Raw genomic sequence first — 13,349 nt, 5'->3', positions numbered from 1 at the left:
TGGGAAGGCGACAAGCCTCTCTCTTCTACTCCTTGCCGGCGCGGGCGCCATGTTCTGGCGTGCCAACCAGCGCAAGGAGAAAGCCGTGAACGCCACTACCCGGGCACGACTGCAGCCAGCGGCTTCCCCTGCGGGCGACCTTCTGGAGCAGGATTGAGACGATGCGGATTCATCATCTGAGCTGTGGAACCTGTTGCCCGGTCGGTGGTCGCCTCTTCGATGGGACGAGCGACGGAGCCTTCGGCCACCTTGTTTGCCACTGCCTGCTGATTGAGACTGACGCCGGGCTGGTCCTTGTCGATACAGGCATCGGCACTCGCGACATCGCCCACCCGCGCGAGCGTATCTCCCCATTCTTTCTGGCGCTCTGCAACGTGCAGCTTCGTCCTGAGGAAACAGCAATTGCACAGGTGAAGGCGCTCGGCTTCGACCCTGCTGATGTCCGGCACATCGTCGTAACGCACCTCGATTTTGATCACGCTGGCGGCATTGAGGACTTTCCGAACGCAGTCGTTCACGTCACTTCCCGAGAGCGGGACGCCGCGCTTCACGGGCGCGGCGGAGCATTCGTGGGACGTCGGCGCTATCGCCCGCAACAGTGGGACGAAGTCATCGATTGGCGGCTATACCCGATGGGCGGAGGCGAGAAATGGCTGGGTTTTGATGCCGTTCGCGATCTCGAAGGTTTGCCTCCGGAAATACTGCTGGTTCCGCTGGTCGGGCACACATGGGGCCACTGCGGCGTTGCCGTGCAGACTGACAGCGATTGGCTGCTTCACGCTGGCGATGCTTACTTCTTCCGCGGCGAAATTGGCTCCGAACACCGGGCCTGCCCACCGGGAATGGCGGGATATCAGCGCCTGATGGAAGTCGATCGCCGTGCGCGGCTCACCAATCAAGAAAGATTGCGCAAGCTGTCGTTGTCGAAGACCGACAACGTGCGGATTTTCTGCGCCCATGATCCCGTGGAGTTCGAGATACTCAGCCGCTGCTGACAGCTCGCGCTATAGAAACCCTGCGCCTGACCGGATCAACGCCGAAACTCTCCAATTGCGAGGCCGAAAATGAGCAACCAGCAACCCGAGACCCCTGCCCTGCGCGACATTCCGATCGGCATCGATGCTGCAGGGCTACGCCGGGAGTTCGACTCCATGGGCGAGATCGAAGTCCCCGCTGACCGGTACTGGGGTGCGCAGACGCAGCGCTCGCTTCACCACTTCAACATCGGCGGAGACCGCATGCCGATCGAAGTCTGCCGCGCCTATGGCACTGTGAAAAAGGCATGTGCGCTGGTGAATGCGGCCGGGGGCTCGCTGCCGCAGTGGAAATGCGACGCTATTGTTCGTGCCGCGGATGAGACCATCTCCGGTGCCCTCGACGGGCATTATCCGCTCTACGTTTGGCAGACCGGTTCGGGCACGCAGTCCAACATGAACGTCAACGAAGTGCTTTCGAATCGCGCCATCCAGTTGCTTGGTGGCGAGATCGGCTCACAAGTACCGGTCAGCCCCAATGACGACGTCAACATGGGGCAATCTTCGAACGACACGTTCCCGACGGCCATGCACATCGCCACCGTTCTGGCTATCGACGATGAACTGCTTCCCGCCATCACCCGGCTGGTTGAGGTGATCGAGCGCAAGGCCGACGGCTGGATGGACGTCGTCAAGATCGGCCGCACCCATCTCGAAGACGCGGTGCCGCTCACCGTCGGTCAGGAATGGCATGGCTGGGCCGGGCAGTTGCGCGCTTGCCTCCACGAGATCGAGCGCAGCCGCGAGGGTCTTTGCGAACTTGCAGTCGGGGGGACGGCGGTCGGCACAGGCCTCAACGCTCCGCCGAGGTTCTCGGCAAACGTAGCCGGGATGATCGCGGAACTCACGGGCAAGCCCTTCGTCACCGCCCCGAACAAGTTCGCCGCGCAAGGCGCGCTAGACGCGATGGTGCGCGCCAGCGCCGGGTTGCGCGGGCTTGCCGTGGCGCTGATGAAGATCGCCAACGATATGCGATGGCTGGGTTCCGGCCCTCGCTGCGGCCTTGGCGAGCTCAAGCTGCCGGACAACGAACCGGGCTCTTCCATCATGCCCGGCAAGGTAAACCCGACACAATGCGAAGCGATCATGATGATCGCGATCCAGGTGATCGGCAACGACACGGCGGTCGCGTTCGCCGGCAGCCAGGGCAACTTCGAACTCAACGTCATGCGGCCCGTCATCATCAACAACGTGCTGCATTCCATCCGCATTCTCGCCGACGGTTGCGACCGTTTCCGCGAGTTCTCGGTTGAGGGCACCGAGATCGTTCGCGAGACTATCGAGCGTTACGTCCATGGCAGCGTCATGTTGGTCACCGCCCTTTCTCCCGTCATTGGCTATCAGAACGCCGCCCACATCGCGCACGAAGCCATCGAAAAGGGGCTGACGCTGAAAGAAGCTGCGCTTGCTTCGGGGCATATCGACGAAGCCGGCTTCGAAGCGGCGGTGCGCCCACTCGACATGGTAGGAAAGGGTCTTGCCGGCGCGTGAGCGGCACGAGGCGCGACTTTGCTTTGCCACACGTTTTCTGTAATAGTGGGCGATGCAAACCGTACAGGAAATCGTCGCGGAACTCGTCCGCGTTTATGAAGCCGCCGTCGCCTGCCTGAAGGCCGATATCGCCGCCTTTATTCAGGATGGCACTCCGCCGCCGCCGGATCGCCGGGCGGAGGGCTTGTGGGCCTATCCTGAAATCCGCATCGATTACGCAGGGCGGGAGCATGGCGCGGCCACGTCACGCGCCTTCGGCCGCCTGCCGGAGCCCGGCACTTACATCAGCACCGTCACACGCCCGCATCTTTTTGCTGACTATCTCTCCGAGCAGCTGTCTTTGCTTGATAGCGAGTATGCGATCGAAGTGACGGTCAGTCGTTCCAAGCAGCACATCCCGTTCCCCTACGTGCTGGAAGGGATCGCAGTGGGCAACGTTACTCCACAAGAGCTGGCGGCACACTTTCCCACCACTGAACTAGCGATGATCGGGGACGAGATCGCCGACGCAGTGGATCGCGGTGCGCCTGGCGACCCGCTGCCACTCTCCCTGTTCGACGGCCTGCGCACAGACTTCAGCCTCGCGCGGCTCGCCCACTATACGGGCACCAGCGTCGAGCACTGCCAGCAGTACATCCTGTTCACCAATTACCATCGCTATGTGGACGAATTCGTTGACTGGGCGGCGCGCCAGATCGGGAAGGACGGCTACGTCGCTCTATCCGGTGCCGGCGGGCTCTACCTTGACGCCCCCACCGACAATGCGCGTGCTCGGCTCTCCGACACGGCCTGGCGCCGCCACCAGATGCCGGCCTACCATCTCATCCGCGAGGACCGGCTGGGCATCACGCTCGTTAACATCGGCGTTGGCCCCTCCAACGCGAAGACGATCACAGACCATCTCGCCGTCCTTCGGCCAGAGGCCTGGTTGATGATCGGCCACTGCGGCGGCCTGCGTGAGTCCCAGCGCATTGGCGACTACGTGCTCGCTCATGCTTACTTGCGTGACGACCATGTGCTCGACCCGGTGCTCCCGCCCGAAATTCCCCTACCCGCGATTGCCGAAGTGCAGCAGGCACTCGCCCAAGCCGCCGAAACGGTGAGCGGCACGGGCGGAATGGACCTCAAAAAGCGGATGCGCACGGGCACGATCATCACCACCGACGACCGGAACTGGGAACTACGCTACAGTCACTCGGCGCGCCGCTTCAGTCAAAGCCGCGCGATCGGCATCGACATGGAAAGCGCCACCATCAGCGCCCAGGGCTTCCGCTTCCGGGTTCCCTACGGCACCCTGCTGTGCGTTTCCGACAAGCCCCTCCACGGCGAGCTCAAGCTACCCGGCCAGGCCAATCGCTTTTATGAGGAAGCCATCGGCGCGCACCTCGCCATAGGCGTGCGCACCTGCGAGCTTCTGCGTGAGCAAGGGCCGCGTCTGCACTCCCGCAAGCTGCGCGCCTTCATCGAGCCGCCGTTCCGCTGATCAAGACCGCCGCACGCCAGGGAACGAACTCCGGCCGCAGCCACTTAAAGTGGCATTGGGCAAGGAGAACTGAGGCATGGCGACACAGGCTGCGTACGCGGACCGGCTGGCGGAGCCGTTCGGCATGAGCGAGAGACTGGCTCACAACTGGGCATGGCTGATGCTGCGCGGCGTACTCGCGGTGATCTTCGGCATCATCACTTGGCTGATGCCCGCTGTCGCGCTCGGTTCGCTGGTGATGGTCTTCGCGATCTACATGCTGGCCGACGGTGTTCTTGCGATCGTTGCCGCCGTGCGGGCGGCAAAGGCGCATGAGCGCTGGGGCTGGTTGATCTTCGAAGGAGTCCTCAACATCGCTGCGGGCTTGTTTGCCTTGCTGGTCCCGGGTCTGGCAGTCCTCACTCTCGTGCTCCTGATCGCGGCTTGGGCGGTCATCACAGGGGTAGCGCTGCTTGTTGCATCGTTCCGCCTGCACATGACGCATGGCCGGCTGTTGATGGCGTTCGCGGGTGTGCTTTCGGCGGCGTGGGGTGTGCTCCTCTTGTTGGCGCCCATCGCGGGAGCCTTGGTTCTCACGTTGTGGATCGGCGCCTACGCTGTGGCTTTCGGCGGGCTGATGGTGTTCCTGGCTCTCCGCCTGCGCAAGCAGCGCCAATCGGTCGCTGGCTGATGGGAACCAACCCTAGGGGCTGCTCAAAGCGGCGCCGAGCCTGTCACACGGCAGGCCCGGCGCGGGTGACAAACCGCGGCCTTGCTCTTGACGGATGTCACATACCGGTCACATGAGCGCGCCCATTCCCACGGAGACTTCCCAAAATTCGCCAGATTGCCGCCCTTCCCTATCGCGTTGACGACGGCACGGACGGCTCGATCAGGGTTCTTCTGGTAACATCGCGCGATACGGGGCGCTGGGTCATCCCTAAAGGCAACACGATGAGCGGCACCAGCGCGCACGCAGCGGCCGCCATCGAGGCGGAAGAGGAAGCCGGCGTGACAGGGCTCATCTGCCCTACCGCGATCGGCTCGTACCGCTATCGCAAGCGGCGCCGGAACGGCGCTTCACTGATGATCGACGTGGAAGTCTTTCCCCTCGTCGTGCGCGAAGAGCTGCCGAACTGGAAGGAAGCGCACGAGCGAGAGCGGCGCTGGTTCAGCCTGAGCGAAGCGGCCAGCAACGTCAACGAGCCGGACCTTCGCGATCTCATCCGCTCCTTTGCCGCCACCGAATTTCGCGCTGCCGCCACACGCACAACGATCTTGGGCACCATGGCCCAGAAAACGGGAATGAGCAGGATGTTTGGCTGGTTTCAGATGCTGTTGCCGCGCAAGACCGAGTTCTTCGACCTGTTCGAGGCGCACGTGGGAACCGTCGTCGCAGGCGCAGATGCTCTTGCCCGGCTCTTCTCCGAGGCGAAAGGCCGGCAGGACCATATCCGCGAAATCAACGAGCGTGAGCACGACGCCGACAATATCATCCGCGACGTGCTGCACCTTGTGCGCCGGACCTTTCTGACGCCATTTGACCGCAGTGCCATCATTAGCCTCGTGAGTTCGATAGACGACGCCATCGACCTTATGCAGTCCGCGGCGGCAGCGATCGATCTTTACGAGTTTACCGAAATCGACCAAGAGATGCGCGACATGGTTGCGCTCATCGTCGACAGCACGCGCGTTTTGAGTGAGGCCGTGCCGCTGCTGCGCGATGTGGGCGCCAACGGCAAACGCCTGCACGAACTGACGGAGCGCCTGGTCCGCATGGAAGGCCACGCCGACGCCATTCATGCCATGGGCCTTAAGAATGCCTATCGCGCGTTCGGGGCCGACAATCCGATGGGTTTCATCGTACGCCGGGAGATCTTCAACCACTTGGAGCGCATCACCGACGCGCTGGAAGACGTCGCCAACGAGATCGACGGCATCGTCATCGATCACGCCTGACCGCCCCATGCACGAACTTGCTTTGCCGCTACTCGTCGGGCTGGTGCTCATAGCCCTTGCCTTCGATTACCTCAACGGCCTTCACGATGCCGCCAACTCCATCGCCACGGTTGTCGCCACCAGGCTGCTGAGCCCCGGCATGGCAGTTGGCTTTGCAGCATTCTTCAATTTCGCCGCGTACTTCCTGACGCTGTTCTTCCCGGCGCTGCATAAAGTGGCCGAGACAATCGGGTCCGGCATCATCGGGCAGGATCTGGTCACGCCTTCGGTGATCTTCGGCGCGCTGATCGGCGCCATGTTCTGGAACGTCGTTACCTGGCTGAAGGGCATCCCGTCTTCAAGCAGCCATGCGCTTATCGGCGGGCTGATTGGTGCCGGCGTCGCGCGCGCTGGCGTGACCGGGATCCAATGGTCGGGTCTCAACAAGACGCTGATTGCCATCGTGCTGTCGCCGCTGATCGGCATGGCTATCGCGATGCTGCTGATGCTGCTGACGAGTTGGCTCTTTGCCCGTTCGACGTCGCAGGCTGCGGAGAAGAGCTTCCGGGCGTTACACCTGGTGTCCTCCGCCGCTTACTCGTTGAGCCACGGCTTGAACGATGCGCAAAAGACCATGGGCATCATCACCGTGCTGCTTTACTCGACGGGCTATCTGAGCGGCCCCTTCGAGGTGCCTCACTGGGTGGCGATCAGTTGCTATGTCGCCATCGCCTTGGGCACTCTGACGGGCGGATGGAAGATCATCGAAACGATGGGCTCTCGCATTACCAAGCTATCGCAGCACCAGGGTTTCTGCGCTTCGACGTCAGGCTCGGTCGTGGTTTTCACAGCCTCGCTGCTCGGTATCCCCGTTTCAACCACGCACACCATTACCGGCTGCGTGATTGGCGCCGGCACCGCCCGCCGTGCCTCGGCGGTTCGCTGGGGAGTCGCCAGAAGCGTGGTGACGGCGTGGGTCATCACCATCCCTGCGTCCGCAGCGGTGGGCGCACTGTTCTATCTGCTAACCGTTCCTTTCGGCGGCTGACGAGCGGCGCGGCGCCGTGAAGCGCCGCGCCACAGATCATGTTACCAGCCGCAGGTCTTGCCCTGGTTCTGCTTCTCGAGCCAGGTCTGCAGCGGCGCGAAGTAGCGCAGCATCGGCTTCCCGCTCATCTCGCGGCTGCCGGTGAAAGCCTGCAGCGCGTCGGGCCAAGGCTTTGATGCCCCCATCTTGAGCATCGCGTTCATCTTCTCGCCGACTTTCTTGTCGCCGTAGAAGCTGCAACGGTGAAGCGGGCCTTTCCATCCGGCCTGCTTGCAAGCGGCCTCGTAGAACTGGAACTGCAGCAGCCGGGCAAGGAAGTACCGCGTGTAGGGCGTCACTGCCGGGATGTGGTACTTGGCGCCCGGATCGAACGCATCGGCAGGCCGCTCGGTCGGAGGAACGATGCCCTGGTACTTCAGGCGCATCTCGTCCCACGCTTGCTGGTACTGCGCCGGTTTGATGTCGCCGGAGAACACATCCCAGCGCCAGCGGTCGATCATCAGACCGAACGGCAGGAACGCCACCTTGTCCATCGCTTGGCGCAGCAGCAGACCCAAGTCCTTGTCGGCGCCGGGCACCTTTGATTTGTCCAGCAAACCGATCTGAACGAGGTACTGCGGCGTGATCGAGAGCGCCATCGTGTCGCCGATCGCCTCGTGAAAGCCGTCGTTGGCGCCGTCCTGATAGTAGGCCGGCTGCACATTGTAGGCGCGCTGATAGTAGTTATGGCCAAGTTCGTGATGAATGGTCACGAAGTCATCCGAGTTGACCTTGGTGCACATCTTAATGCGCAGGTCGTCAACGTTGTCGACGTTCCAGGCCGAAGCATGGCAGACCACTTCGCGGTCCGCCGGCTTGGTGATCTGCGAGCGCTCCCAGAACGTCTGCGGCAGCGGCTCGAAGCCGAGCGAGGAATAGAAGTTCTCGCCAGCCTTGACCATCTTCACGGGGTCGTAGCCCTTCGCCACCAGCAGCTCGCCAATGTCGTAGCCAAGGTCTCCAGCGCCGGCGGGTGCAACGACATCGTAGATGTTGCCCCACTCCTGGGCCCACATGTTGCCGAGCAGGTCAGCGCGGATCGGACCCGTCGTCTTCTGCACGGCGTCGCCGTACTTCTCGTTGAGCTTGGTGCGAGTGTAGCAGTGAAGCTGGTCGTAAAGCGGCTTCACTTCCTGCCACAGCCTCTCGGTGAGCGCAGCGAACTCCTCGGGCTTCATGTCGTAATTCGACCGCCACAGTGCACCTGCATCGGCATAGCCCAGCTCCTCGGCACCGGCGTTCTGCAGGTCGACCATCTTGGCGTAATCGGCCTTCATCGGCTTGCCGACGTTGTCGTGCCAGCTGGTCCACATCTCCGCGAGTTCGGCGGGGTTGCGGTTGGTGCCCATGGCCTCTTCGATGTCAGAGCCGTTGATGGGCTGGCCGTTGAGCATGCCCTTGCCCTTGCCGTAGATGCCTTGGAGGCGCGCGCCGAGCGTGGCCAGTTCCTCTGCCGCGCCGGGACGGGTCGGTGCCGGCTGAACGATCAGCGTGCGCATGCGGTTCAGCTTGCGGTTCACGTCGTAGGACAAGCCCGGCTGCCCCGCGTAAGTGGCGGCCTTGTTCGCGTTCTCAACGTTGAGCTTGTTGTAGGCCGCTGCAGCCCGCGAAGTTACCGCCTCGCTGTCCACTGTGATGTAGGTGTTATAGACCCAGTCGGCCTGGCTCGCCTCGATTGTCTTCTCGTTGTAGGCAGCTTCGGCCTGTTCAACGAACTGGGCGGCCGTCTGCTCCTTGGCAGGCGCTTCATGCGCCTGCGCCGGAAAAGCTGCAGCCATCGCTCCGGCCAGCGCCAGAAGCGAAATCGTGTTAGTTTTCATGATGTCCCCGTACTTGGGAATTGCGGATGGCCTATGCTGGCCGCACCGCAGCCACGGGTCAAGTCGTCAGAAAGGCCACCATCGCTTCACCCAGTTCCCGCTGCGTCACTGAAGACATATGGGTGCCGGGCACCTCGACGTAGCGGCCATCGGGAAGTGCCTCTGCCAGCGCCGGAGCAGACCCGTTATCCTGATCGTCTGCACCACAGACCACCAGCGTGGGCATCGTGATGCGAGCCAGAGCCTCGGATGCCGTATCATCGACCGATTGCAGCAGCAGCCGAGCCGCGACACGGTCAACCTTCTGCGTTTTCATGAAAGCCTGCGCGAAGTAGGCGGGATCGCCTCGCTTGATTTCATCGAAGCGGTCGATCGCATCGACGAAGAAGGCGCTCCGCCGCGCCCATCCGGCAAGCCCCTCCAGCCCCATACCGGCCAGGATCAGCCGTCTGGGAGCCAGACCTGCGAGCACAGCCCGAACCGCTGTGCGCGCTCCCAGAGAGAACCCAGCAAGGTCGAAGTCGGAAAGCCCGATCGCCTCGACCAGGGCGGCAGCGTCGCGGACCAGCACGTCCTCGGGATAAGCGTCCGGCTCGTGCGGCGCGTCGCTCTGCCCATGGGCGCGCAAGTCGGGCATGATAGCTTCGAAGCCGGCTTCTGCCAGCCTTCGCGCATGACCGAACTTGATCCAGTTAACCTCGGCGCTGGAGAAAAGTCCGTGAAGCAGGAGCACCGGACGCCCTTCACCCAGACGGTGCACCGCAAGGCGCGTGCCACCCCAACCCTCCAGAAACTCGCTGCGCACTTCGTTCATTCAGGCGGCTCCTCACGCTTGTTTTGGATGGACGAACGAACCGCTAGGTACCAGCCGCACGGCAGCACCACCAGCGCAGTTCCGGCCTGTTACTGAGTTCGCGAGTTGAAGCGCTATGCTGGAGAGGACGCAGTCAACGGGTTTGCAGCAGAAGCGGAGATGCCGTGCTTCTTCAGGCAGTGCCGCAACTGGTCATAAGTAAGTCCCAGATCTGTGGCTGTCCGGCGCTGGTTCCAGCGATGCCGCTCCAGCGCCCCCTCGATCAGCTCGCGCTCATGCGCATCGACCGCCGCACGCAGATTCATCGCGGGTGACCGCTCGGAACGGTCTGCCTGCCCGGCGCGGTTGGCTGGCGCCTCCTCCCGCTTCTGCGGCGTGGTTACGCACGGTGCCCAAGCGCTTTCGAACGGATCGAACACAATCTCTCCAATCGGCTGATTTTCATTGTCCCATCGGTAGACCGCCCGCTCGACAACATTGCGCAGTTCGCGCACATTTCCCGGCCAGCTGTAAGCCTCCAGCGCCTCCAGCGCGACCGCAGCAAAGCCGGGCCAGCCGCTCCACCCCAGTTCCGTCGCCATGCGCCGCCCATAGTATTCGGCGAGCTCAGGCACGTCCCCTTCCCGAGCGCGCAGCGGCGGTAGTGTTATGACCTCGAAGCTTAGCCGGTCCAGCAAGTCCGCGCGGAATCGGTCTTCCGCCGCCATTCGCGGGAGGTCGGCGTTCGTGGCTCCAACGATCCGCACGTCCACTTCAAGCGGACGCGATGATCCGATACGTGTAACCTCGCCGTATTCGACTGCTCGCAGCAATCTTTCCTGGGCAGCCATGGAGAGCGTGCCCAGCTCATCCAGGAACAGAGTGCCTTTGTCTGCCTCTTCGAAGCGCCCTGCCCGGGCACGCGTTGCGCCGGTGAATGCCCCTGCCTCGTGCCCGAACAACTCGGCCTCGATCAGTGTTTCGGGCAGAGCGGCGCAGTTGAGCGTGATGAGCGGCTCTCCCCAACGCGAACTCAAGCGATGCAAGCGTTGTGCGATGAGTTCCTTTCCGGTTCCTCTCTCTCCCACCACCAGTACCGGCCGCCCGGTCGCAGCGGCACGAGAGGCTCGTTCGACTGCGTCGAGAAAAGCCGTGGACTGACCCAAGAACTGGACGTTGCGCTCCATGCCCAGCTTTTAGTGCAATTTGCCACCTTTTGGCAAATTATCCCATTCAGCAGTCATCAACTCGCACCGGAAAACGTTAAAATTCAACAGCAAGGCAAATTGGCACGGCGCTTGCGAAGTTGGGGTCAACCACGGATCAGGGTAAGGCAAGGATAGACACATGCTCTCGCGCAATAACACTCCCGCAGATGGCCAGCCCTCGCGCACGAAGCTCGACACGGCAATCGTGGCGAGCATCCTGGCAATGGGCGCGCTGAACTTGTTCGTACTGATTGACCAGATCAGCCCCGCCAGAGCCTATGCGGCGGGCCCGTGCAATTGCGTCATCTCGCGCGTGGCACTGGCATGACCCGACTGGAGGCAGAGATAGCCGAACTCCGTGGCGCCGAGCACGGCAGCCATGCTGCGCGGCTATTGACGCTCGACGGCATGGAAGGCGTTCGCTCTAAACGGACTGTCAGCCGCCCGTATCCCTACCCCTACGCCGACCGTCCCAAGATTAGAAAGGGCATTCCCAAAATGGGTATTTTCTCCCGGACGCGCGACATCATCGCCGCCAACTTCAACGATTTGCTCGAGAAGGCGGAAGATCCGGCCAAGATGATCCGCCTGATCATCCTCGAAATGGAAGAGACGCTGGTCGAGGTTCGCACGTCGAGTGCGCGCACGATCGCCGATCAGAAAGAGATGCGCAGGCACGTCGCAAAACTCGACAAGTTGCAGGCGGACTGGGCCGACAAGGCACAGCTCGCGCTCAGCAAAGCCCGCGAAGACCTCGCCCGGGCCGCGCTGCTGGAGAAAAAGAAGGCTGCGGACATGGCAGACCAGCTCAAGGCCGAGATCGAGGTGCTCGACGATGCGCTGCGTGCCTATGAGCAGGACATCGAGAAGCTGCAGAGCCGCCTTCGCGAGGCTCGCACCAGGCAGACCTCGATCGCCGCGCGGCTCCAGAGCGCAGAGAACCGCGTCAAACTGCGCAGCTTGCTCGCCAGCGAGCGAGTAGACGAGGCGATGGTCCGCTTCGATCAGCTTGAAAGGCGCGTAGACTATGCGGAGGGCCGAGCCGAATCGATGAGCATGGGCGATAGTCGCCAGCCGTCGCTATCGGATGAGATCGCCGCTCTGGCGGATGGCGACAGCATTGAAGCGGAACTCGCTGAAATGAAGCGTGCCATGGGCGACGAAAAGGCAGAAAATAAGACGACAGACTCACCGCTGGGCTGAAGCGGTAGCAGCTGACAGAAAACATGCAGTCATTCGTGCAAGAGGAACAGGACCATGGCACGCGGACAATTCTATCTCGACAAGTCGAATGCCAAGCTCGCGGGAGTATGCTCGGGGCTGGCGGACTACACCGGCGTCGATCCCCTCTGGGTTCGGATCGCAACGGTTTTACTGACGCTGTTTGTGTCGTTCATAACCATTCCGATGTACATCGTGGCAGCGCTGATCGCCGACAAGAAGCCGTTTTCGCACTACAGTGAGGTGGAAGAGGAGCGCCAGCTGCGCCGCATCCAGCGCCGACGCAAGAAGCATCATGTTCACGCGGAGCTCTCCGACATAGATCGCCGGGTAGCGGAGATGGAACGGCACTACTCCAGCAGCAACCCACGGCTCGCCGCCGAAATTGACAGTCTGCGCTAAGCGCAACAAGAAGGATATTGCGCCATGGAAGGCATTCTCGCCCTGCTCATCCCGCTGGCTCCATTCATCATGGTGTGCTTCATCGTGTGGACCAAGCATCAGCGCAAGATGGCCGAACTGCAGGTGCAGGCGACAGCCGAGAAGGCGGCGCAATATGCATCGCACTCCCGCGAGCTGGAAGAGCGCGTGCGTGTTCTGGAGCGGATCATCACTGACGGTGGCTACGACACCGCCCTCCAGATCGAGGCTCTTCGTGACGCCCGCTCGGTGGAGCGGCAGCGCAGCGTCGAGCCGGACAGCAGCATCAACTGAAGGAGGACGCGATGGCTTTGGACTACCTCGCGATCGAAGCGCTGGCACCGGTGCTCGTCGCCGGGACCTGTATCGCCACGGCAGGCTGGGTCTTCAACAACTGGCTCCGAATGCGGCACGGATATCCTCTTGAGAACTCCTGGGGCAAGACCCTCTACCCCAAGGGCGACACCGAAGCGCAAGCTCGCGTTCAACTCCTGACACAGGAAAATGCGCAGCTTCGTGCCGAAATCGGTTCCATCAAGGATCGCCTTGCGAGCGTCGAGCGGATCGTCACTGACAGCGGCTATGACGTGGCGCAGCAGATTGAAGGACTGCGCCTCGCCCGTGAAGAGGTGACGACCCAATGAGCTTCGGGACCGCCATTGTCGTGATCGTCGCGATTGCCGCAGTCACTTGGTTGCGCGCTCAAAAAAATCGGGGTGGCCACGGCTCGCCGCCTCATGATGCTGAGCTGGAGCGGGAGGTCGAGCAGTTGCGGCAGCGCATCGCCGTGCTCGAGCGGATCGCCATCGAAGAGCGCGACGGCGACCGCCTGGCGCGCGAGATCGAAGCCCTTCGCGACTGAACTCCTGCCGCGC

15 protein-coding genes are annotated in these 13,349 nt (G+C 62.4%); 12 read left to right on the top strand and 3 right to left on the bottom strand.

The window, feature by feature from the left end; translation table 11 throughout:
- Positions 1 to 161: 161 nt before the first annotated feature.
- The 6 genes from ABVV53_RS14440 (at position 162) to ABVV53_RS14415 (ending at position 6,973) form a co-directional block, all read left to right on the top strand.
- A complete protein-coding gene (locus tag ABVV53_RS14440) occupies positions 162 to 995 on the top strand; it encodes an MBL fold metallo-hydrolase (protein ID WP_353985123.1) in 834 nt (277 codons plus the stop codon).
- A gap of 69 nt (positions 996 to 1,064) precedes the next feature.
- Entirely contained in the window at positions 1,065 to 2,525 is a 1,461-nt protein-coding gene (gene fumC, locus ABVV53_RS14435; RefSeq protein WP_353985122.1) for a class II fumarate hydratase, read from the top strand.
- Between the two features lie 52 nt (positions 2,526 to 2,577).
- On the top strand, positions 2,578 to 4,008 hold the full coding sequence (locus ABVV53_RS14430) for an AMP nucleosidase (protein ID WP_353985121.1): 1,431 nt from the start codon (positions 2,578 to 2,580) through the stop codon (positions 4,006 to 4,008).
- 76 nt (positions 4,009 to 4,084) lie between these two features.
- Positions 4,085 to 4,678: an HdeD family acid-resistance protein gene (locus ABVV53_RS14425; RefSeq protein WP_353985120.1), complete on the top strand. Its 594-nt coding sequence runs from the start codon at positions 4,085 to 4,087 to the stop codon at positions 4,676 to 4,678.
- A gap of 146 nt (positions 4,679 to 4,824) precedes the next feature.
- Positions 4,825 to 5,946 (top strand): DUF47 family protein, encoded by a 1,122-nt coding sequence (locus ABVV53_RS14420; RefSeq protein ID WP_353985306.1) that lies wholly within the window; start codon positions 4,825 to 4,827, stop codon positions 5,944 to 5,946.
- Positions 5,947 to 5,953: 7 nt separating this feature from the next.
- Complete coding sequence (locus ABVV53_RS14415; RefSeq protein ID WP_353985119.1) at positions 5,954 to 6,973, top strand: inorganic phosphate transporter; 1,020 nt, start codon at positions 5,954 to 5,956, stop codon at positions 6,971 to 6,973.
- Between the two features lie 41 nt (positions 6,974 to 7,014).
- On the opposite strand, the gene ABVV53_RS14410 is transcribed toward ABVV53_RS14415, so the two are convergent.
- The 3 genes from ABVV53_RS14410 to pspF form a co-directional block, all read right to left on the bottom strand.
- Entirely contained in the window at positions 7,015 to 8,832 is a 1,818-nt protein-coding gene (locus ABVV53_RS14410) for a M2 family metallopeptidase (protein ID WP_353985118.1), read from the bottom strand.
- Between the two features lie 58 nt (positions 8,833 to 8,890).
- A complete protein-coding gene (locus tag ABVV53_RS14405; RefSeq protein ID WP_353985117.1) occupies positions 8,891 to 9,646 on the bottom strand; it encodes an alpha/beta fold hydrolase in 756 nt (251 codons plus the stop codon).
- A gap of 113 nt (positions 9,647 to 9,759) precedes the next feature.
- Complete coding sequence (pspF, locus tag ABVV53_RS14400) at positions 9,760 to 10,812, bottom strand: phage shock protein operon transcriptional activator (protein ID WP_353985116.1); 1,053 nt, start codon at positions 10,810 to 10,812, stop codon at positions 9,760 to 9,762.
- A 160-nt stretch (positions 10,813 to 10,972) separates the two neighbouring features.
- Between pspF and ABVV53_RS14395 the strand changes: the two genes are divergently transcribed.
- Genes ABVV53_RS14395 through ABVV53_RS14370 form a run of 6 tightly spaced genes read left to right on the top strand, consistent with a single transcriptional unit; the run spans position 10,973 to position 13,336 of the window.
- Positions 10,973 to 11,161, top strand: coding sequence for a hypothetical protein (locus tag ABVV53_RS14395; RefSeq protein ID WP_353985115.1), 189 nt, complete (start codon positions 10,973 to 10,975; stop codon positions 11,159 to 11,161).
- Positions 11,158 to 12,036 carry a phage shock protein PspA gene (gene pspA / locus ABVV53_RS14390; RefSeq protein ID WP_353985114.1) on the top strand — a complete coding sequence of 293 codons (879 nt, stop codon included), beginning with the start codon at positions 11,158 to 11,160 and terminating at the stop codon, positions 12,034 to 12,036. Before ABVV53_RS14395 ends, pspA begins: the two co-directional genes overlap by 4 nt.
- A gap of 54 nt (positions 12,037 to 12,090) precedes the next feature.
- A complete protein-coding gene (locus ABVV53_RS14385; RefSeq protein WP_353985113.1) occupies positions 12,091 to 12,456 on the top strand; it encodes a PspC domain-containing protein in 366 nt (121 codons plus the stop codon).
- A 24-nt stretch (positions 12,457 to 12,480) separates the two neighbouring features.
- Positions 12,481 to 12,768 carry a hypothetical protein gene (locus tag ABVV53_RS14380; protein WP_353985112.1) on the top strand — a complete coding sequence of 96 codons (288 nt, stop codon included), beginning with the start codon at positions 12,481 to 12,483 and terminating at the stop codon, positions 12,766 to 12,768.
- Between the two features lie 11 nt (positions 12,769 to 12,779).
- Entirely contained in the window at positions 12,780 to 13,118 is a 339-nt protein-coding gene (locus ABVV53_RS14375; RefSeq protein ID WP_353985111.1) for a hypothetical protein, read from the top strand.
- Entirely contained in the window at positions 13,115 to 13,336 is a 222-nt protein-coding gene (locus tag ABVV53_RS14370; protein WP_353985110.1) for a hypothetical protein, read from the top strand. The genes ABVV53_RS14375 and ABVV53_RS14370 overlap by 4 nt, the downstream gene beginning before the upstream one ends.
- Positions 13,337 to 13,349: the final 13 nt, after the last annotated feature.

Origin of the sequence: Novosphingobium kalidii, assembly GCF_040534015.1 — a bacterium.
Lineage (GTDB): Bacteria > Pseudomonadota > Alphaproteobacteria > Sphingomonadales > Sphingomonadaceae > Novosphingobium > Novosphingobium kalidii.
Note: the sequence above shows the minus strand (reverse complement) of the source record. Positions and strands in the feature narration are given on the sequence as shown.

Excerpts from the sequence above, each read along its gene's own strand:
- ABVV53_RS14440 (WP_353985123.1), top strand. The coding sequence starts at position 162 with ATGCGGATTCATCATCTGAGCTGTGGAACCTGTTGCCCGGTCGGTGGT.
- fumC (WP_353985122.1), top strand. The coding sequence starts at position 1,065 with ATGAGCAACCAGCAACCCGAGACCCCTGCCCTGCGCGACATTCCGATC.
- ABVV53_RS14430 (WP_353985121.1), top strand. The coding sequence starts at position 2,578 with ATGCAAACCGTACAGGAAATCGTCGCGGAACTCGTCCGCGTTTATGAA.
- ABVV53_RS14425 (WP_353985120.1), top strand. The coding sequence starts at position 4,085 with ATGGCGACACAGGCTGCGTACGCGGACCGGCTGGCGGAGCCGTTCGGC.
- ABVV53_RS14415 (WP_353985119.1), top strand. The coding sequence starts at position 5,954 with ATGCACGAACTTGCTTTGCCGCTACTCGTCGGGCTGGTGCTCATAGCC.
- ABVV53_RS14410 (WP_353985118.1), bottom strand. The coding sequence starts at position 8,832 with ATGAAAACTAACACGATTTCGCTTCTGGCGCTGGCCGGAGCGATGGCT.
- ABVV53_RS14405 (WP_353985117.1), bottom strand. The coding sequence starts at position 9,646 with ATGAACGAAGTGCGCAGCGAGTTTCTGGAGGGTTGGGGTGGCACGCGC.
- pspF (WP_353985116.1), bottom strand. The coding sequence starts at position 10,812 with ATGGAGCGCAACGTCCAGTTCTTGGGTCAGTCCACGGCTTTTCTCGAC.
- ABVV53_RS14395 (WP_353985115.1), top strand. The coding sequence starts at position 10,973 with ATGCTCTCGCGCAATAACACTCCCGCAGATGGCCAGCCCTCGCGCACG.
- pspA (WP_353985114.1), top strand. The coding sequence starts at position 11,158 with ATGACCCGACTGGAGGCAGAGATAGCCGAACTCCGTGGCGCCGAGCAC.
- ABVV53_RS14385 (WP_353985113.1), top strand. The coding sequence starts at position 12,091 with ATGGCACGCGGACAATTCTATCTCGACAAGTCGAATGCCAAGCTCGCG.
- ABVV53_RS14380 (WP_353985112.1), top strand. The coding sequence starts at position 12,481 with ATGGAAGGCATTCTCGCCCTGCTCATCCCGCTGGCTCCATTCATCATG.
- ABVV53_RS14375 (WP_353985111.1), top strand. The coding sequence starts at position 12,780 with ATGGCTTTGGACTACCTCGCGATCGAAGCGCTGGCACCGGTGCTCGTC.
- ABVV53_RS14370 (WP_353985110.1), top strand. The coding sequence starts at position 13,115 with ATGAGCTTCGGGACCGCCATTGTCGTGATCGTCGCGATTGCCGCAGTC.